The organism is uncultured Jatrophihabitans sp., from assembly GCF_964246335.1.
Taxonomy (GTDB): domain Bacteria; phylum Actinomycetota; class Actinomycetes; order Mycobacteriales; family Jatrophihabitantaceae; genus Jatrophihabitans.
Genome location: NZ_CAXTQF010000003.1, coordinates 104,012 through 122,259 on the forward strand (window position 1 = coordinate 104,012; position 18,248 = coordinate 122,259).

Genomic DNA, 18,248 nt, shown 5'->3' on the forward strand with positions numbered 1-18,248 from the left:
CCGAGTCAGCCGACGCCGGCGACGCCGATCAGGTTGCCCTCCGGGTCGGTGAAGTGCCCGACCACCAGCCCGTTCGGTGACGTCGCCGGGCCCATCACCCGTCGCCCGCCCAGTTCCTCGGCGCGGGCCAAGGCTGCGCCGACGTCCGGCACGGCGACATAGAACATCGCTCGCGGCACGCGTTGCGGACCACCTCCGATGCCGCCGCGGATGCCACTGCCGTCCGGGCCGGTGACCAGCTCCAGGAAGCCGTATTCGCCCTCGTCGGACACCTCCTGCGCCACCGACGACGGCGTGTCGAATTCCCAGCCGAACAGGTCGCCGAAGTAGCTGCGCAGATTGCCGGGGTCGGTGCCGATGATCTCGAAGTGCACCACTGGCTGCGCCAAGGCAGATCCCCCGTCCTGGTGGGTGAGTTCAGTGCGAGCCGAGGCACAGCGGGTGCCCGGCCGGACTTGCGTAAACGGAAAACCTCTCCGAGCCGTCCGGGTTGTCCGCCGGCTTGCGCACGTCCTGGAGCATGCGGCCGCCGAGGGCGACGGCCCGCATGCTGGCGCTTTCGAGATCGTCGACGTGCAGGTCGAGGTGCACCTGCTGCTGTTGGGCACCCCCCGGCCAAACGGGCGGCACGTGATCCGGCGCGTGCTGCACACCGATTACCCATTCGCCATCGACGACAACGCTGTGCCAATCGCCGTCCCGATGGACCGTCCCGTCCAACAGCCCGGCCCAGAATCGGCTCTCCGCACCCACATCCGCAGCGTCGAACACGACGATGCGTCTCATGACGCGCATGCCCTACCTCCGGTCCGGGTCAGCAGACCAACGCCATCGTGCCCGCCGACCATCCGTCGGGCAATATCAGCGCGCAGCAGCCGGCGGCTCCGTTGGCCGTTCAGAGAGAGTTGCGACGACCGATGAGGAAGCGGCGCTCCACCTGGTTGTCGGTGAGCAGCACGGCCTCGTCGTAGGCGACCCGCGCCTCGTCGGTGCGCCCCAGCCGGCGCAGGAAGTCCGCCCGCGCCGCGGACAGGTAGCCGTAGGTCGCGAGCTGCGGTTCGCTCGTCAGTGGGTCGAGTGCGTCCAGGCCGGCCTGCGCGCCGTGCGCGAACCCCACTGCGACCGCCCGGTTGAGCGCGACGACCGGTGACGGCCACAGCCGGACGAGCAGGTCGTACAGGCCGACGAGTTCGGCCCAGTCCGTATCGTCCCAGCTTGCGGCCTGCGCGTGTACGGCGGCGATCGCCGCCTGCAGCGCGAACCGGCCGGGCGGCCGCTGCGCCAGCGCCGCGCGCACGAGCGCGACCCCTTCCGCGATCGCGGCGCGGTCCCACGCGGCGCGGTCCTGGTCGACGAGCAGCACCAGGGCGCCCGTCGCGTCGACCCGGGTCGCACGTCGCGCGTCGGTCAGCAGGATGAGGGCGAGCAGCCCCGCGACATCGGCGTCGGCCGGCAACAGCGTGCGCAGCATCCGGGCCAGGTCGAGCGCCCGTTCGACCAGTTCACCGCGCCGCAGGTGATCACCGGCCGGCGCGTTGTGGCCCGTCGTGAACACGAGGTGCACGACGTCGAGCATCGCCCCGATACGCGCCGGCAGTTCGCTCGCCGCCGGGACGCGGTACGGGATACCCGCCGCGGCGATCTTCTTCTTCGCGCGGGTGATGCGCGCGGCCATCGTCGGCTCGGACACGAGGAATCCGTGCGCGACCTCGGCGGTGGTCAGCCCGCACACCAGCCGCAGGGTGAGCGCGACGCGCGCGTCGAACGCGAGCGCCGGATGGCAGCACGTGCAGATCAACCGCAACCGGTCGTCGGGGATGTCGTCGGCCGCGGCGCGGTGATCCTGCGGCACGACGTCGTCGAGCACTAGTTCGGGCAGCAACCGGCGCATGCGCTGATCCCGACGCGAGATGTCCAGCGCGCGATTGCGCGCAGCGGTGGTCAGCCACGCCGCGGGCTTCGCCGGCACTCCGCGTTCGGTCCACGCCTGCAGGGCGCGCGCATAGGCGTCCTGCACGCACTCCTCCGCGACGTCGACGTCGCGCGTGACACGCACCGTCGCGGCGAGCACGAAGGCCCACTCGCGACGGTGCGCGTCGGCGACCGCGGCTGCCGCCCGCACTGCGCTCAGGTGAACACCATGATCGGGCGGACTTCGACGCCGCCGCCGATCGTCGGAATCTGTTTGGCCATCGCGATCGCCGCGTCCAGGTCGGCCGCCTCCACGACGTAATAGCCGCCGAGCGCCTCCTTCGTCTCGGCGAACGGGCCGTCGGTGACCGCGAAACCGCCATCGCCGTCGACACGCACCGTCGTGGCGGTCGACGGCGGCTGCAGCGCCTCACCGCCGACGATGGCCGCGCGGTTGCGCGCGCCGAAGTCGAGGTGGCCCTGCATGATCGCGTCGTTGCGCTCGGTCAGCATCCGCTCCTCCGCCTCGGCGTCTCCGTAGATCAGGATGAGGTACTGCGACACGTGTGCCTCCAGGCGTTCTCGGTCCGCTGGTCGGGCCGTCATTGTCCCGACGTACGGCCGAAACCGGAATCGACAACCGGTCGGCACATTCTTGCGGCCGGCCGCTCCGGACATCGGCTTGGAGCTGACTACCCTCGCCAGCCATGGACTGGAACCTGCGCACGTGCTCGCGCAAGGGGCACGTGACGTACGCGCCGGAGGAGTCGCGCTACCGCGACAAGCTGGAGGCGCACACGCCGCTCGGCGACGCGTGGCGGTGCCTGCGGTGCGGCGCGTACGTGCTCGGCGAGCCGCACGGCTCGGGCCGTGCCGACGACGCGCCGGTGCTGCTGCGCGGCAAGGCACTGCGCAGCGCGTTCATCCTGCGGCTGCTCGCGATCGAGCGATGGGTGCGCGGGCTCGTGCTGACATTGCTGGCCATCGCGGTGTTCCGGCTCAAGAGCTCGCAGGTCAGCCTGCAGGAGCTGTTCTCCCGCGATGTCAGCGCGCTGCGGCCGTTCTTCCGGCAGGTGCACTTCAACATCTCCGACAGCGCGACGATCAAGTCGATCCAGCACGTGCTGCACACGAAGTCTTCGACGCTGACCGTCGTCGGTGTCGGACTGCTGGTCTACGGCCTGCTGCAGGTGCTCGAGGGCATCGGCCTGTGGTCGCTGCGGCGGTGGGGCGAGTACGTCGCCGTCGTCGGCACCACGCTGTTCATCCCGCTCGAGGTCTACGAGCTGACCGAGACGATCACCTGGCTGAAGATCGTGGTGTTGCTCGTCAATATCGCGGCGGTGGTGTACCTGCTCGTGTCCAAGCGGCTGTTCGGATTGCGCGGCGGCTACCGCGCCTACGAAGCGTCGCTGAACGAGGAATCACTGCTCGAGGTCGAACACTCGTCCGCCGCGTGAGGCGCATCGGGCAAGATTCCGGTGTGGCGGAAACCGATCTCCTGCCGTTGCTGCGCGAGCGGCTGGCCGGCACCTACTCGCCGTTGCTGGCCGACCGCGACGCCAGCCTGATGTTCTCGGCCGGTGGCATGGCCAATTGGACGGTGGACATCGAGCGCGGCCGCACCGCGGCGCGGCACGGCGGACCGGCACGCCCCACGACGACGGTGCACGCCGCGCTGCCCGTGCTGACCGACGTCGTGTCCGGCGAGCGCTCCGGTGTGCAGGCGTTCCTCGACGGCGCGCTGACCGTGCGCGGCGATCTGTCCCTGGCGTTGCAGCTCGATGGTCTGTTCCCCGGCGACGTCTCCGACGACAGCCGCACCTACACGCGCTCCGTGCGCGCCGGCGGCCTGGAGACCTTCTACCTCGAGGCCGGCCCGGTGGACGCGCCACCGGTAGTGCTCGTGCACGGGCTGAGCGCGACGAACGCATCGATGCTGCCGCTCATCCCCGCCCTGTCGAAGGACTTCCGGGTGCTCGCCCCGGACCTGCCCGGCCACGGCGGCACGCAGGCGACGAGCGCGCAGCACGCGGCGCGCTACCTCGGCGACTGGCTCGTCGCGTTCCTGCGCGAGACGTGCGACCAGCCGGCCGTACTCGTGGGCAACAGCCTGGGCGGCCGGACCTCGCTCGAGGCGGCGCTCAACTCTCCGGCCGACGTGCGCGGCCTCGTGCTGCTGTGTCCGGCCGTCGCGTTCCGCAAGCTGCGCCAGCTCGTGCCGTTCGTGCGGCTCGTCCCCGACGAGATCGCCGCGCTGCCGCTGCGCGTGCCGCGACGGATGGCGCTGGCCGGACTGCGTGGGCTGTTCGCCGACCCGTCGCGGCTGCCCGACGCGTGGTACGAGGCCGCGATCGACGAATTCGTGCGCGTGTTGTCGATCCGCGCGAACCGGCTCGCGGCGTTCTCCGCGCTGCGCAACATCTATCTCGACGAGCCGTTCGGCGAGAGCGGCTTCTGGGACCGGCTGCCCGCGCTCGAGCCGCCGGCGCTGTTCGTCTGGGGGGACAAGGACGTGCTCGTACCGGCCGGGTTCGCCCGGTTCGTGTCCGACGCACTGCCCACCGCGCGCACCGTGGTGTTCAGCAACTGCGGGCACGTGCCGCAGTTCGAGTACCGCGAGGAGACCGCCCGACTCACCCGCGAGTTCATCGGCGGCCTGACCGGCTGAGCGGCCCAGGTCGACCGGCGCAGGCCAATCGGCGCAGCCGCTCAGGCCAACCGGCGCAGCTGGTTCGCCAGGTACGGACGGGCGCGCCGCTGGCCGCCGCGCACCGCGATCGCCGCCTGCAGGCCGAGCAGGACGCGGCGCACCCGCTCACGGTCCGGGTGCCAGCCACGTCGTTCGCACTCCGCCAGCCAGGCGGCCGGCGCCTCGTGCCCGCGTTCGGCGTTGCAGCGACGGCAGGCGGCCACCTCGTTGGCCAGCCAGGACGGCCCGCCCCGCACGCGCGGCACGAGATGATCGGTCGTCGGGACCACGAAGTCGCCGAACTCGCGTTCGCACCAGACACACGTCGGGCCGTCGCGACGAAGGATCATGGCCAGCCGTTCGACGCGTCCGGGCTGGGCGCTGTGCACCGGCCGATCCGTCTCGCTGCGTGCCGGGTTCACCGGGCGGACGGCCCGTCCGCCCGCTCCGGATTCGTCGCCGCGAGGTCCATCGGATGTCGGCGCCGCTCGCGCAGGTCACGGGTCGCGCGGCGGACCAGATTAGCGCGTTCGATGCCGAGGTCCTTGACGTAGTCGCGCACGTCTACCGCAGTCGGGCGCGCCGCCTTGCCGCTCGCCGAGTAACCGACCCGACCCATCGAGCGCCGGACGCCCCACTCGATCAGACCCGTCTGCTCCGGCGTCAGCACCCGCTCCCACGCGTTGACGCGACTCGGGTCGAAGGGTCCACGGACCCGCGAGTGCCACGTCTTGCGGTCGGGCACCAGGTCTCCGGCGGCATCGGCGAAGTCCAGCATCTGCTCGGCGAACGGCTCGTCCAGGAACTGACACAGTGCGCCGAGCTGCGTCCTGGGATCGTCGAGCAGATCCTCGTAGCGCAGACAGAAGTAGCTGTCCGACGGCAGCCGACGGCCGAGCGCGCGCAGTTCGCGTTCGGCCGATGCCCACTGCGCCAACGCGTGCGTCACCGGTTTCTGGTACCAGGGCACGCGCATCAGCGACGCGACCACCGCGCGCGGGTCGCGGACGAGGTGCACGATCTGCGCGTCGGGGAACAGGCGCAGGAGCACGGCCGTGTAGCGCCAGTACAGCGGTCGTTTCTCCACCCATCTGCGCGCACCGCGCTGCGCCGCGAACTCGCGCCACACCGCCGAGACCACGGATCCGAACGATGGGGGCGAGGCCACCGCAGCGGCGATGACCGTGTCGCGGTCCAGCTTCAGGTCGTTGAACGACGATTCCGGACGGGTGACGAACTCGCCCAGCCGCCTGCGGCTCGCCGCGTCGTGCAGATCGCCGAACTCGGCGCGCCGCCGGTAGGCCGGCAGCAGGAACCGCGTCTCGGGGGCGACCGCGAAGTCGGGATGCGCATGCAGCAGCGCGCTCAGCAAGGTGGTGCCCGAACGCGGGCATCCCATCATCAGTACGGGTCGGCCACTCATTGCCTGACGACACTACTGATCTGTCGAAGCTCCGGCCGGTGACGGCCTCCTCGGCCGCGGACGACCGCGCCGACGCGACTCGGCGGCTCAGAGGGCAGCGACGAGGTGTTCGGCGGCGGTATAGGGATCGGTCTCGCCCGAGACCACCTGTGCCGCGGCCGCGTCCAGGTCCGACGACCCGTGCACGTTGCCCAGCCGGCGGCGCACGGTGCCGAGCGCGATCGCCTCGATCTCGGCCGCAGCTCGAGCCGTGCGGCGACGCTCCTGCTCGCCGTGCTCGGCCAGCCAGCCCCGGTGCTTCTCGACCGCCGCGACCACGTCGTCGACCCCTTCTGCCCGCGCGGCCACGGTCTTGACGATGGGCGGGCGCCACGCGCCGGCCGCGGAGTGCCGGCCGCCCAGCGACTGCATGTAGCGCAGGTCGCGCACCACCTGATCGGCGCCGTCGCGGTCGGCCTTGTTCACCACGAAGATGTCGGCGATCTCGATGATCCCCGCTTTCGCGGCCTGGATGCCGTCACCGAAGCCGGGGGCCAGCACGAGCAGCGTCGTGTCGGCCAGCGAGGCGATCTCCACCTCCGCCTGCCCGACGCCGACGGTCTCGACGAGCACGACGTCGCAACCGGCGGCGTCGAGCACCCGCAGTGCCTGCGGCACCGCCGCAGACAGACCACCGAGCTGCCCACGCGAGGCCATCGAGCGGATGAACACGCCGTCGTCGGTGGCGTGGTCCTGCATGCGCACCCGGTCACCGAGCAGGGCGCCGCCGGAGAACGGTGACGACGGGTCGACGGCGAGCACGCCGACGCGCTTGCCGGCACTGCGCAGTGCCGTCACGTACGCCGAGGTGGACGTCGACTTGCCGACGCCCGGCGAACCGGTCAGCCCGACGATCTGTGCGTTGCCGCCGTGCGGCGCCAGCGCCGCGGCCACCTCGCGCAGCGCCGGCGAGTCGTTCTCGACCAGCGAGATCAACCGGGCGACCGCGCGCGCCGAACCGTCGCGGGCGCGAGACACGAGGTCCGCGACGTCGACGTCTCGGCGAGCTGTCGCCACTGCGCGAGTATTACGCAGGGACGGTGAGCAGCAGCGCGTCGCCCTGACCGCCGCCGCCGCACAGCGCCGCCGCGCCGGTGCCACCGCCGCGGCGCTTGAGCTCGAGGGCCAGCGTGAGTGCGAGCCGCGCGCCGGACATGCCGATCGGGTGACCGAGCGCGATCGCGCCGCCGTTGACGTTGACGATGTCGTCGCTGACGCCGAGGTCCTTCATCGACTGCAGGCCGACGGCCGCGAACGCCTCGTTGATCTCGATCAGGTCGAGGTCGCTCACCTGCTTGCCGGCCTTGCCCAGCGCGTGCTTGATGGCGTTGGCGGGCTGGCTCTGCAGCGAGTTGTCCGGACCTGCGACGTTGCCGTGCGCACCGATCTCGGCGAGCCAGGTCAGCCCCAGCTCCTCGGCCTTCGCCTTGCTCATCACCACGACCGCGGCCGCACCGTCGGAGATCGGCGAGGACGAGCCCGCGGTGATCGTGCCGTCCTTGCTGAACGCGGGGCGCAGCTTGCCGAGCACCTCGGCGGTGGTGTCGCCACGGATTCCCTCGTCCTCGCGAACCTCGATCGGGTCGCCCTTGCGCTGCGGGACGTAGACCGGGGTGATCTCGTCGTCGAACAAGCCGTTCTTCTGGGCGACAGCCGCGCGTTGGTGCGAGCGTGCCGAGAACTCGTCCTGCTCCGCCCGACCGATGCCCAACTTGGTGTTGTAGTGCTCGGTCGACTCGCCCATCGGGATGTTCTCGGTGCTGTCGGTCAGGCCGTCGAAGGCCATCGAGTCGATCATCTCGACCGAGCCGTACTTGAACCCCGAGCGCGACTTCGGCAGCAGGTGCGGTGCCTGGGTCATCGACTCCTGGCCGCCGGCCACGATGATGTCGAATTCGCCGGCGCGGATCAGCTGGTCGGCCAGGGCGATGGCGTCCAGGCCGGACAGACACACCTTGTTGACGGTCAGCGCAGGAACCGACAGCGGGATGCCGGCCTTGCTCGCAGCCTGTCGTGCGGGGATCTGGCCCGCGCCGGCGGTGATGACCTGACCCATGATCACGTACTGGACCTGGTCGCCGGTGATGCCCGAACGCCCCAGCGCCGCCTTGATCGCGAACGAGCCGAGGTCGACGCCGGAGAATTCCTTCAGCGAGCCGAGCAGCCGCCCCATCGGGGTACGGGCTCCGTTGACGATGACCGATTCAGCCATGTGTGCGTCCTCTCTCGCTGCAATGACAGGCGGCGGGCAATCGTCTGACTGTATCCGCGCCGTACGGTCGCGCGGTGTGAGCCGTGGCACGGGACATCGCCCGAAAGCGGTTGAGGTTGCCAGGATTGCGGCCATGAGCAGTCTGTTCCGCAAGATCGACCACGTGGGCATCGCCGTGCCCGATCTCGACGACGCGATCGCCTTCTACCGCGACACCTTCGGTGTGGTGAGCGTCCATGAGGAAACCAACGACGAGCAGGGCGTGCGCGAAGCGATGCTCGAGGTAGCCCAGGGTGATGATTCCAGCGGATCCACCCGCATCCAGCTGCTCGCGCCGCTGACGCCCGAGTCCACCATCGCCAAGTTCCTGGACCGCAACGGTCAGGGCGTGCAGCAGGTCGCGTACACGGTGGACGACATCGACGCGGTGTCCACGACCCTGCGCGAGCGCGGCATGCGGTTGCTCTACGACGCGCCGAAGCGCGGGACGTCGGGCAGCCGGGTCAACTTCGTGCACCCGAAGGACGCGCGCGGGGTACTCGTCGAGCTGGTCGAGCCCGCCCGCTGACCTTCGCCCGCCGACGATCCGCGCACATGTTACTCTTCGGTAACATCCGCCCACCCGAGAGAGGCCTCCCGTGAGCGACATTCACTCTGACGCAGTCAGCAAGGTGCAGAGCGCCATCCTGAACGACGATTACTCGGCCGTCGCCGACCTGCCCCTCCCCGAGAGCTACCAGGGCATGGTCGTGCGCGCCGACGAGGTCGACATGTTCGAGGGTCTGCAGACCAAGGAGAAGGACCCGCGCAAGAGCCTGCACCTGCAGGACGTGCCGACCCCCGAGCTCGGCCCGGGCGAGGCGATCGTCGCCGTGATGGCCAGCGCCATCAACTACAACACCGTGTGGACCTCGATCTTCGAGCCGGTGTCGACGTTCTCCTTCCTCAAGCGCTACGGCCGCTCGTCGAGCCTGGCCGCCAAGCACGACCAGCCGTACCACGTGGTCGGGTCGGACCTGTCCGGCGTCGTCCTGCGTACCGGCCCCGGCGTCACGCGGTGGAAGGCCGGTGACGAGGTCGTCGCCCACTGCCTGTCCGTCGAGCTCGAGGACCCGCAGGGCCACGACGACACGATGATGGACCCACAGCAGCGCATCTGGGGGTTCGAGACCAACTTCGGTGGCCTGGCCGAGCTCGCCCTCGTCAAGTCCAACCAGCTCATGCCGAAGCCGGCGCACCTGACGTGGGAGGAGGCGGCCGCGCCCGGGTTGGTCAACGCGACGGCCTACCGGCAGCTTGTCAGCCACCACGGCGCGAACATGAAGCAGGGCGACACCGTGCTGATCTGGGGCGCCTCCGGCGGCCTCGGCGGCTACGCGACGCAGTATGCGCTGAACGGCGGGGCCATCCCGGTCTGCGTCGTGTCCTCGCCGGAGAAGGCCGAGATCTGCCGCGCGATGGGCGCCGAGCTGATCATCGACCGGTCCGCAGAGGGATACGAGTTCTGGCGCGACGGCGAGCAGCAGCCGGCCGAATGGAAGCGGTTCGGCTCGAAGATCCGCGAGCTCACCGGTGGCGACGACATCGACATCGTCTTCGAACACCCGGGACGCGAGACGTTCGGCGCGTCCGTGTACGTGACCCGACGCGGCGGCATCATCACGACCTGCGCGTCGACGTCGGGCTACATGCACGAGTACGACAACCGTTACCTCTGGATGACGTTGAAACGCATCATCGGCTCACACTTCGCCAACTACCGCGAGTCGTGGGAGGCCAACCGGTTGATCGCCAAGGGCGCCATCCACCCCACGCTGTCGCGGGTCTACCCGCTCGCCGAGACCGGGCAGGCCGCGAACGACGTGCACCACAATCTGCACCAGGGCAAGGTCGGCGTGCTGTGCCTCGCGCCCGAGGAAGGGTTGGGCGTCCGCGACCAGCAGTTGCGCGAGCAACACCTCGAGGCGATCAACCGATTCCGAAATCGGTAAGGGGCACTTCGGCAATCGGGTCGCAGGTGGGATTATGGGTCGATGAGCGACTCATCACCGACCGACCTCCTGCCGCTCTACGAATCCAGCCGCGGCTTCGATACCGCGATGCGCGGCTATGACCGCGAACAGGTCGATCGCGAGGTCAGCCGGCTCGACGACGAGGTCCGGGTCACCGTCGCCGAGCGCGACGCCGCGGCCAACCGCAGCGCCGACCTCGCCGCGCAGCTGGCCAGTGCGCACGCCCAGGTGGAATCCATGCGCCGGCAGTTGCGCACCGCCACCGAGGCGGTCACCCCGGAGAACGTCGACGAGCGCGTACGCGCGATCCTGACCGCCGCCAAGGCCGACGCCGCCAAGCTGCGCCAGGACGCGCAGACCCAGGCCGAGCAGACGCGCACCGGCGCCGCGGACAGCGCCGCCCGAACGCGCGCCACGGCACAGACCGAGGCGGAGCAGCTGCTCGGCGAGGCGGCCGACCGCAAGGCCGAGGCCGAGGCCGTCTACCGCCAGCGCGTGGACGAAGCGGATGCCCATCGCGTGCGGGTGGACGCCGAGCTCGCCGAGCGGGACGCCAAGCTGCGTGCCGAGCAGGTCCGGTTGACCGCCGAGGCCGAGGCGGAGCGGGAGCGGCTGAACACCGAGTCCGCCACGCTGCGCGGCCGGCTCGACGACGAAGCGAATACGTCGCGCACAACCCGCAACACCGAGTCGGCGACCGAACGCGAGCGCCTCGACGCCAAGTCCGCGGCCGAGCGCGAGCGCCTCGACGCGCAGGCCAATGCCGTGCGCGAGCGGGCCAACGAGGACTTCGAGATCACGCTGCGCCTACGCCGTTCGAAGATGGCCCGCGAGCAGGCCGAGCAGAAGGCCAACGCCGACGCGGCCGCCGCGAAGACCGTCGCCGACGCCCAGGCGCGCGCCCGTCAGCTGATCGCCGACGCCACGCACGAGGTGCGGCGGCTGCACGACGAACGCGACCGCACACACACCTCGCTCGAGACCCTGTCCGGCACTCTGCGCCTGGCGCTGGACGAATCGCTGGCCGAGACGCCGCCGAAGCCCGAGTTGGCCGACACCGGTTCGACGGCCGACCTGGACACCCGGCCGAAGCCAACGCCGCCGGCCGCCAGCTGACTCGCGATCGATCCGCGGGGCTGATTCTCAGTGCCGCGGCGCGTTGCGGCCGCGCTGCACGCCGGGTGCGCGCTGGTTGCGCGCCGCCCAGCACGCGGTGTGCCAATGCCGACGGTCGTCCGCGTCCGGATCGGCGGCCGGCCACGTCACGACGTGCGGGCGCCCGGCCAGGATCAGCTGGTCGCAGCCCGGGCAGCGGTAGTCCTTCGTGGCTGACTGCCCGGTGACCGACCGAACAACGTAGTCCGCACCCCGCCACATCTCCGTGCGCTGCGCGCCGGCGCCGCCGAAGGCTCGCGCGGGCGGCACGTCACGCCGGTTACGACGACCCATCTGCTCAGTAGTCGCGGAAGCCCTTGCCGGTCTTACGGCCGAGCCGCCCGGCAGTCACCAGCTGCTCGAGTAACGGCGCGGGCGCGAAGCCCGGTTCGCGGAACTCTTGGTACAGCTCCCGCTCGATCGCCAGCGAGACGTCGTTGCCGACGACATCGAGCAGCTCGAACGGCCCCATCGGGTACCCACAGCCGACCTTCATCGCCGAATCGATGTCATCGGCCGTGGCGTAGTGCGCCTCGAGCATCCGCACCGCGTCGTTCAGGTACGGGAACAGCAACGCGTTGACGATGAAGCCGGCGCGGTCGGCGCACCGCACGGCGTGCTTGCCGATGTTGGCGGTCACCTCGAGCACGGTGGCCACCACGTCCGGCGCCGTCGCGACGGTGTCCACGACCTCGACCAGCCGCATGATCGCGGCCGGGTTGAAGAAGTGCATGCCGATGACGTCGGCCGGCCGGCTCGTCGAGGCGGCGATCGCGACGACGGGCAGCGAGGACGTCGTGGTCGCCAGCACCGCGCCGGGCTTGCAGATCTCGTCCAGCGCACCGAACGTCGTCTGCTTGACGGACAAGTCCTCCGCGATGGCCTCCACCACGAGGTCGACGTCCCCGAGCGCGTCGAGCGTCTGCGCGCCGGTGATCTTGTCCAGCGCGCTGTCGCGCTTGTCCTCGGCGAGCTTTCCGCGCGCCACGGCCTTGTCCAGCGATTTGGTGACGGACGCGAGCACGCCGTCGACCTTCGCCTGGCTGCGCGCGACGAAGGTGACGTCGTACCCGGCCTTCGCGAACACCTCGATGATGCCGGTGGCCATCGTCCCGGAGCCGACCACGCCCACCTGCGACACCGGACGTACGCCCTCGAGGTCCAGCTTCGCCGGCGGCGTGAGGTCGTCCGCGACAACCTCCGGCGACTCGCTGTCGGCGTAGCTGTAGAAACCGCGGCCGGATTTCCGGCCCAGCAAGCCGGCGGTCATCATCTGCTTGAAGATCGGCTGCGGCGCGTGCAGGCGGTCGCGGCCCTGCCGGTACATCGTGTCGAGAATCTCGTACGCGGTGTCGATGCCGATGAGATCGAGCAGTGCGAGCGGGCCCATCGGCAGCCCGCAGCCGAGCTTCATCGCGGCGTCGATGTCCTCGCGGGTGGCGTACTTGGACTCGTACAGCGACACCGCGTGGTTCAGGTAGCCGAACAGCAGCGCGTTCGCGATGAAGCCCGCGCGGTCGCCGATCGTCACGTCTGTCTTGCCGAGTTGCTGGACGAAGCTCTCGGCGTCGTCGATCACGTCCTGCTCGGTGACGACCGTGCGCACGACCTCGACGAGCTTCATCACCGGCGCGGGGTTGAAGAAGTGCAGCCCGACGACCTTGCCCGGGCGGCCGGTGGCCACCGCGATCTCGGTGATGGACAACGACGAGGTGTTGCTCGCCAGCACGGTGTCCGGCTTGCAGATCGTGTCGAGCTCGGTGAACACCGCGCGCTTGAGTTCCAGCTGCTCGGGCACGGCCTCGATCACCAGGTCGCACTCGGCGAGCGCGGACACCTCGGTCCCCCAGCTGACGCGCTCGAGCAGCGCGGTCTGATCCTCCGCGGACAGCTTGCCGCGGTCGACGGCGCGCGCGGTCGAGCCCTCGACGTGCCCACGGCCGCGCGTGACAGCCGCGTCGTCCTTGTCGATCGCGGTGACCGACAGCCCGTTGCGGGCCATCACCTCGACGATGCCGGCGCCCATGGTGCCGAGCCCGACGACTCCGATCTGCTGGAACTCGCGTGCCATCTGCTGTCGACCTCCGTGAAGTGCGGCGGCGCCGGGTGACCACGCGCCGATCGACGCGAACACTAGCCCGAGCTCCACCGCCGACGCGGTCCGAATCAGCCGAGTGCGCGCGAACTCACGTCAGCCGGGTCGTTCACCACAGCAACGGACGACGGTTGGGCACGATCTCGTCCTCGTCGTAGTTGAAGTCGTTGTCCGGCGGCAGGGCGTACTGCCACGCGACCGTCTTGTCTGCGCAACCGCTGAATCTGTCCGGGCCGAATTTCGGGGAATTGGCCGCGGTCGTGGATCCCGTGTCACCCGGCTCGCTCGACCACAGGTAGGCCGACGCCACGTCGGAGTTCGCGCTGACAGCGCTGCAGTAGTTGTTCGAGAAGTCGCCGTTGTCCGGGTTCTCGTAGAAGCCCGGTTGGTACCCCTTGCTCTTGAGCTCGGACACATAGGACGAGATGCAGTCGCTCGTTGCCGTGTCACCTTGCTCCACGTCCATGAAGATGAAGATGCCCTGGTTGGTGGGCACGGAGAGCTTCCCGGCGTCGCTGGCGGCATCGTCCGCGTAACCCTTGCCGACCGAGTCGCTGGTGCACTGCCCCTCGTCCTGGATCAACAGGATGCCGATGTTCTTGGAGTGGGCGAAGTCGGCGTGGTCCTTGGTCAGACTCGACAGACCCGAACCTGGGCGTGTGTTGAGATACTGACCGATGAAGTCCGGGTTGCGCCCCCACCGATGGTTGAGATCGCTCAACGAGCCCGCGGTAACTGCGTCGACGGTGTCCACGCCCCAGCAGTGATCGGTGTTCAAACACGGGTAGGGCGACGGGTTCGACGGCGGGTACACCGTCACTGCCGGGTTCCCGGTTGCGCCACCCGGCGGCGCTCCGTAGGACTTGAAACCGTCGTAGTGCCCGAGGCTGGAGCTGTAGTAGTTGTCGTACACGTTGCCGTTGGCCGAGACACCGGTGACGTGGAACTGGTCGCTGTACACCGTGGTCGCGGGATCGCTGGCGAATGTTCCGTTGAGTGACTCCCAGTTCGACCAACCGGAGCCGTAGAACTTGTCGTAGACGGCGCCGGTCGAGGTGCGCACGGTCACGTGGAACTGGCTGTGGTACACCGTCACCGCCGGTTTGCCTGCTACGTCGCCGGGCGGTGCCCCGATGGAGTAGAAACCGCCGTACTGCTTGGTGTTGGGGCTGTAGTAGTCATCGAAGATCTGGTTGCCGGGGCTTCGTCCCGTCACGTGGAACTGATCGTTGAAGACGGTGGTCACCGGATCACTGGCCAGCTTGCCGTCGAGCGATTCCCATCCGGAAAACGCCTTGGACGTCGAGCTGTAGAACTTGTCGTAGACGGCCCCGCTCACCGTGCGCACGGTGAAGTGCAGCTGGCTGCCGTACACGGTGACGGCGGGCTTGCCGGCCGCGCCGCCGGACGGCGCACCGAGAGAGGCCGGGGCCTGCCACCCACCGTTGTTCGGGTCATAGATCTCGTCGTACACGTTGCCGCCGCTCGAGATGCCCGTGACGTGGTACTGGCCGTTGTAGACCGTGGTGACCGGGTCACCGGCAAAGATCGAGGCGCGTTTCTGGAAGCCGCTGAACCGCTTGGCGCTCGCGCTGTAGTAATCGTCGTAAACGGCTCCGCCCGTCACGGTGGTCGTCACATGGAACTGGTTGTTGTAGATGACGGTCGCGGGGGAACCGGTGGCATTGTCGGCGTCGAGCGGATAGAACCCGGAGTTGCCCGACGACGCCGAGTAGAAGGTGTCGTAGATATTGCCGTCCGTACCTCGCACGGTGATGTGGTACTGACCGTTGTCGGTGGTTGCTGCGTGGGCCGGTTGATCGACGGCCCACGCCGATCCGCCCGCGAGGATCAGAGCGGTACCCCACGCCACCACGCGAGACCGCGCGCGTTGCGTGCTGCGCGTCCGGGCATGACGAAGCGATCGATCGTTCATGTGCGTTCTCCAGTCCCGCGGCCACCCGCAGCCATGGCCGGTGTCAGGCATGCAACAGCTCGGAAGCCGCGCTGACATGGGCCGTCTGGGGCACCGATTCCTATGAGGTAACGCAGTGATCACTAAGCGCGGGCGAACGATAAACCCGCTTTGCGATCTTGCACAAGAGGCGGCCGGCAAGTCGTCGGCGATTGGCACCACGGCTGTTCCGTGAGGGCCCGCGGGCGCCCTGCAGAGATGAGGTCAGTGCCGGTACTTCGCGATCGCCTCGGCCAGCAGCGGACTGCTCGTCGATGCCGCCTGCGCCCACGATTCGAAGTCCAGCGTCTCGGCGAAGTTGCCGCGCTCCGCGATGCCCACCGCCCGCTTGATGTCGCGGGCGAGTTCCGGCGCCACAGCCGCCCACCGCTGCGCCGTCTCCAGCGCCGCCGCCAGCGGGTCGTCGGCAATCTCGATCACCAGCCCGAGCCGCAACGCCTCGTCCGCATCGAGCAGCTCGCCGTCCAGGATCAGCTTCAACGCACGCTGGCGGCCCAGCGCCTGAGTGACGAAGAACGTGCAGCCGCCACCGGGGTGCAGCCCGAGCTTGGTGAACGTGACGCCGAACCGCGCCTTCGGCCCAGCGATGCGGACGTCGCACGCCATCGCCAGGTTGACGCCGGCCCCGACGGCCGCGCCGTTGACCGCTGCGATGGTCGGGATCTCCAGGTCGCGCACCCGCAGGAAGCTGTCGTAAACCGTTCGCAGACCGGCGCGAACCTCGCTGATACTCCGTTCAGCCGCGGCGCCGAACAACGCAGGCAGGTCCGCACCCGCGCTGAAGCCCGGCCCGTTGCCGGTGATCACCAGCACCCGCGCGTCGTCGTCGTGGGCCACCTCGTCCGCGACCTTGCCGAGTTCGGTCAGCAGCGCCGGCGACATCGCATTGCGCTTGTCCGGGTCGTTGAGGGTGAGTACGCGGACCCCGTCCGCATGACGGTCGAGCAGTACCAGCGACATGCCCAGCACTCTCTCAGATGCCGACCGCCGGCGCTGTCCTCGCACGGTTGCCTTCGACCTCGAGGGGGGCGACGATCGTTCACGTGCAGTTCGGTGGCCGGCTCTCGGGGGATGCGCCCGATCCGCGGGCAGGACGACATGCGCTGCTGCGCCAGATGCCGGCTCCCGTCATGGGACTGGTCCGGCAGCCCGCTCTGGACGACGACGATGACTTCGGCGTCAGCATGGGTCGCGACGACAGTGGGCTGGTCGACTTCTCGGCCGCGATCACCTACACGCTGTGGCGTAACCCGGCCGACCGGTCCGATCCGATCAATCTCGCCCGGCTCGACGACGCCACCCGCGCTCTCTTCGAACGGCCGACCCCACGTCCGCCTTGGCTTGCCGAGCGGCTCGAAAGCCTGCGTTATCCGAAACTGTGGGAGGCGGTCCGGACGACCTGGACCCGGGAGGCACCGGGTGCCAGCTGGCTCGCCGACCAGCTGCTCCAGCACCTCGACTACATCCTGATGAACCAGTACGACGCCGACGAAGACGATTCGACCGACCCAGGCGACCCACCGCCGGACCGCCCGCCTGCCATGAACCACGACGCAACGGTCCGGGTGGACAACGTCGAGACCCCCGCCGTCGAGGTGGACTCGGACGCACACCTCTACGCGATCGGTGTCCGGATCTCACCGACGACGGTCGCGACGGCCGTGCTTCCCAGAGACGAGTTGCGCTACATCGACATCGCGTTCCAGCGCAGGCCGATCACGTCTGCCGAATGAGCGGTGATCGAGCCCAACGGCCGGTCAGGCGGCGGGGATGTCGTCGAAGAGGGTGTTGCGCACGGGTGTTTGTGCCGGGTCGATCCAGACGGGCGGGATCCAATACGGCACGCCGCCGAGCATGACCGGGCGGTAGCCGAGGCGTTCTTGTTCTCGGTGGTGGTAGCGGCATTTCAGCGCACCACCGTCGACGCAGGTGACGTGCGTGTCTTCCCACCTCGGTATGTGGTCGACCTGACACCTGCCCGGTGGCTCGGGACAACCGGGGAAGGTGCAACCCCTGTCCCGCGCGGCGATGGCGCGGCGTTGTTGTTCGGTGAAGATCCGGTGCACGTTCGAGTAGTGACTGATGGCCTTGACGCTGTTCAACACCACGGCGAGGACTTCGGCGTCCCCGCCGGACCAGCCCTTGATGGTCCGGACGGGGACGCTCGCGCCGTGCCCGGTCCGCGCGAGGCCGTCTCCCGACGCGTATTGCTCGGCGGTCATGGTGACCACGATGGTCGCCGAGACGCCGTTGTTCGACGGCACCATTCCCCCGCGGACTGCCGCTTCGAGTAGGTCGAGCAGCGCGTCGTGGGCGCGTTGTTCGGGCCGGCGGGGGTCTTTCACCCCGTCGACGGCGGGGCGGGGTGCGGCGGCGGTGTCGAAGAAGGTCAGCAGCCGTTCGGTGCATTCCTCGCTGAGGTGACCCTCGATGCGGCTGGACCCGTCGCGGTGGCGGATCAGCCACAGCCCGCGCCGCCGCTGCACCGCGTCGGGGTCGGTGAGGGTGCCGTCCGGGTTCAGGTGCGCCACGATCCGCTGCGCGATCACGCCGAGCTGTTTCGGGCCGAACGACGCGGCGTAGTCGACCAAGTCTTTCTCCACCTGCGCACCGTGCACCGCGGCGACCTGGTCGGGCAGTTCGTCAACGGTCTTCTCGATCAGCCGGGCCTGCCGCTCACTGACAACACCCTGGGCTTGCCCGGCGGCGACGTGGGGGAATACCGGGCCCAGCG

At 69.5% G+C, this 18,248-nt stretch carries 19 protein-coding genes; 6 read left to right on the top strand and 13 right to left on the bottom strand.

Annotated features, from left to right (window positions below; all coding sequences use genetic code 11):
- Window positions 1–5: 5 nt before the first annotated feature.
- The 4 genes from ACFFCN_RS01925 to ACFFCN_RS01940 all read right to left on the bottom strand — a co-directional run bounded on the left by ACFFCN_RS01925 (window position 6) and on the right by ACFFCN_RS01940 (window position 2,517).
- Complete coding sequence (locus ACFFCN_RS01925; protein WP_375489177.1) at window positions 6–389, bottom strand: VOC family protein; 384 nt, start codon at window positions 387–389, stop codon at window positions 6–8.
- 28 nt (window positions 390–417) lie between these two features.
- Window positions 418–771, bottom strand: a complete 354-nt coding sequence (locus ACFFCN_RS01930) for a VOC family protein (protein ID WP_375489179.1) — start codon at window positions 769–771, stop codon at window positions 418–420.
- A gap of 124 nt (window positions 772–895) precedes the next feature.
- Entirely contained in the window at window positions 896–2,122 is a 1,227-nt protein-coding gene (locus ACFFCN_RS01935) for an RNA polymerase sigma factor (protein WP_375489180.1), read from the bottom strand.
- A gap of 5 nt (window positions 2,123–2,127) precedes the next feature.
- Window positions 2,128–2,517 (bottom strand): YciI family protein, encoded by a 390-nt coding sequence (locus ACFFCN_RS01940; protein WP_375489182.1) that lies wholly within the window; start codon window positions 2,515–2,517, stop codon window positions 2,128–2,130.
- Between the two features lie 101 nt (window positions 2,518–2,618).
- On the opposite strand from ACFFCN_RS01940, the gene ACFFCN_RS01945 reads away from it, so the two are divergent.
- Both ACFFCN_RS01945 and ACFFCN_RS01950 read left to right on the top strand, forming a co-directional pair.
- Window positions 2,619–3,371: a DUF2127 domain-containing protein gene (locus ACFFCN_RS01945; protein ID WP_375489184.1), complete on the top strand. Its 753-nt coding sequence runs from the start codon at window positions 2,619–2,621 to the stop codon at window positions 3,369–3,371.
- A gap of 23 nt (window positions 3,372–3,394) precedes the next feature.
- Window positions 3,395–4,582 (top strand): alpha/beta fold hydrolase, encoded by a 1,188-nt coding sequence (locus ACFFCN_RS01950; protein WP_375489186.1) that lies wholly within the window; start codon window positions 3,395–3,397, stop codon window positions 4,580–4,582.
- A gap of 41 nt (window positions 4,583–4,623) precedes the next feature.
- Here ACFFCN_RS01950 and ACFFCN_RS01955 read toward each other — a convergent pair whose 3' ends face one another.
- From ACFFCN_RS01955 to ACFFCN_RS01970, 4 genes are all read right to left on the bottom strand, one after another.
- Window positions 4,624–4,953: an HNH endonuclease gene (locus tag ACFFCN_RS01955; protein ID WP_375489218.1), complete on the bottom strand. Its 330-nt coding sequence runs from the start codon at window positions 4,951–4,953 to the stop codon at window positions 4,624–4,626.
- 68 nt (window positions 4,954–5,021) lie between these two features.
- Window positions 5,022–6,026, bottom strand: a complete 1,005-nt coding sequence (locus ACFFCN_RS01960; protein ID WP_375489188.1) for a sulfotransferase — start codon at window positions 6,024–6,026, stop codon at window positions 5,022–5,024.
- 87 nt (window positions 6,027–6,113) lie between these two features.
- Window positions 6,114–7,082, bottom strand: a complete 969-nt coding sequence (meaB, locus tag ACFFCN_RS01965) for a methylmalonyl Co-A mutase-associated GTPase MeaB (protein ID WP_375489190.1) — start codon at window positions 7,080–7,082, stop codon at window positions 6,114–6,116.
- Window positions 7,083–7,092: 10 nt separating this feature from the next.
- Complete coding sequence (locus ACFFCN_RS01970; protein WP_375489192.1) at window positions 7,093–8,277, bottom strand: acetyl-CoA C-acetyltransferase; 1,185 nt, start codon at window positions 8,275–8,277, stop codon at window positions 7,093–7,095.
- 133 nt (window positions 8,278–8,410) lie between these two features.
- Here ACFFCN_RS01970 and mce point away from each other — a divergent pair, with 133 nt between their 5' ends.
- The 3 genes from mce to ACFFCN_RS01985 all read left to right on the top strand — a co-directional run bounded on the left by mce (window position 8,411) and on the right by ACFFCN_RS01985 (window position 11,405).
- On the top strand, window positions 8,411–8,845 hold the full coding sequence (gene mce, locus ACFFCN_RS01975; protein WP_375489194.1) for a methylmalonyl-CoA epimerase: 435 nt from the start codon (window positions 8,411–8,413) through the stop codon (window positions 8,843–8,845).
- A 70-nt stretch (window positions 8,846–8,915) separates the two neighbouring features.
- Window positions 8,916–10,268 carry a crotonyl-CoA carboxylase/reductase gene (ccrA, locus tag ACFFCN_RS01980; RefSeq protein ID WP_375489196.1) on the top strand — a complete coding sequence of 451 codons (1,353 nt, stop codon included), beginning with the start codon at window positions 8,916–8,918 and terminating at the stop codon, window positions 10,266–10,268.
- A 42-nt stretch (window positions 10,269–10,310) separates the two neighbouring features.
- Window positions 10,311–11,405: a hypothetical protein gene (locus ACFFCN_RS01985; RefSeq protein ID WP_375489198.1), complete on the top strand. Its 1,095-nt coding sequence runs from the start codon at window positions 10,311–10,313 to the stop codon at window positions 11,403–11,405.
- Window positions 11,406–11,432: 27 nt separating this feature from the next.
- Here ACFFCN_RS01985 and ACFFCN_RS01990 read toward each other — a convergent pair whose 3' ends face one another.
- From ACFFCN_RS01990 to ACFFCN_RS02005, 4 genes are all read right to left on the bottom strand, one after another.
- Window positions 11,433–11,738: an ATP/GTP-binding protein gene (locus ACFFCN_RS01990; RefSeq protein ID WP_375489200.1), complete on the bottom strand. Its 306-nt coding sequence runs from the start codon at window positions 11,736–11,738 to the stop codon at window positions 11,433–11,435.
- Between the two features lie 4 nt (window positions 11,739–11,742).
- Window positions 11,743–13,515 (bottom strand): 3-hydroxyacyl-CoA dehydrogenase family protein, encoded by a 1,773-nt coding sequence (locus ACFFCN_RS01995; RefSeq protein ID WP_375489202.1) that lies wholly within the window; start codon window positions 13,513–13,515, stop codon window positions 11,743–11,745.
- Between the two features lie 133 nt (window positions 13,516–13,648).
- Entirely contained in the window at window positions 13,649–15,310 is a 1,662-nt protein-coding gene (locus ACFFCN_RS02000; RefSeq protein WP_375489204.1) for a glycoside hydrolase domain-containing protein, read from the bottom strand.
- 408 nt (window positions 15,311–15,718) lie between these two features.
- Complete coding sequence (locus tag ACFFCN_RS02005; protein WP_375489206.1) at window positions 15,719–16,474, bottom strand: enoyl-CoA hydratase; 756 nt, start codon at window positions 16,472–16,474, stop codon at window positions 15,719–15,721.
- Between the two features lie 83 nt (window positions 16,475–16,557).
- Between ACFFCN_RS02005 and ACFFCN_RS02010 the strand changes: the two genes are divergently transcribed.
- A complete protein-coding gene (locus ACFFCN_RS02010; RefSeq protein WP_375489208.1) occupies window positions 16,558–17,247 on the top strand; it encodes a hypothetical protein in 690 nt (229 codons plus the stop codon).
- A 24-nt stretch (window positions 17,248–17,271) separates the two neighbouring features.
- Here ACFFCN_RS02010 and ACFFCN_RS02015 read toward each other — a convergent pair.
- The coding region (locus tag ACFFCN_RS02015) for a DUF222 domain-containing protein (RefSeq protein WP_375489210.1) at window positions 17,272–18,248 on the bottom strand (977 nt) is incomplete at its 5' end.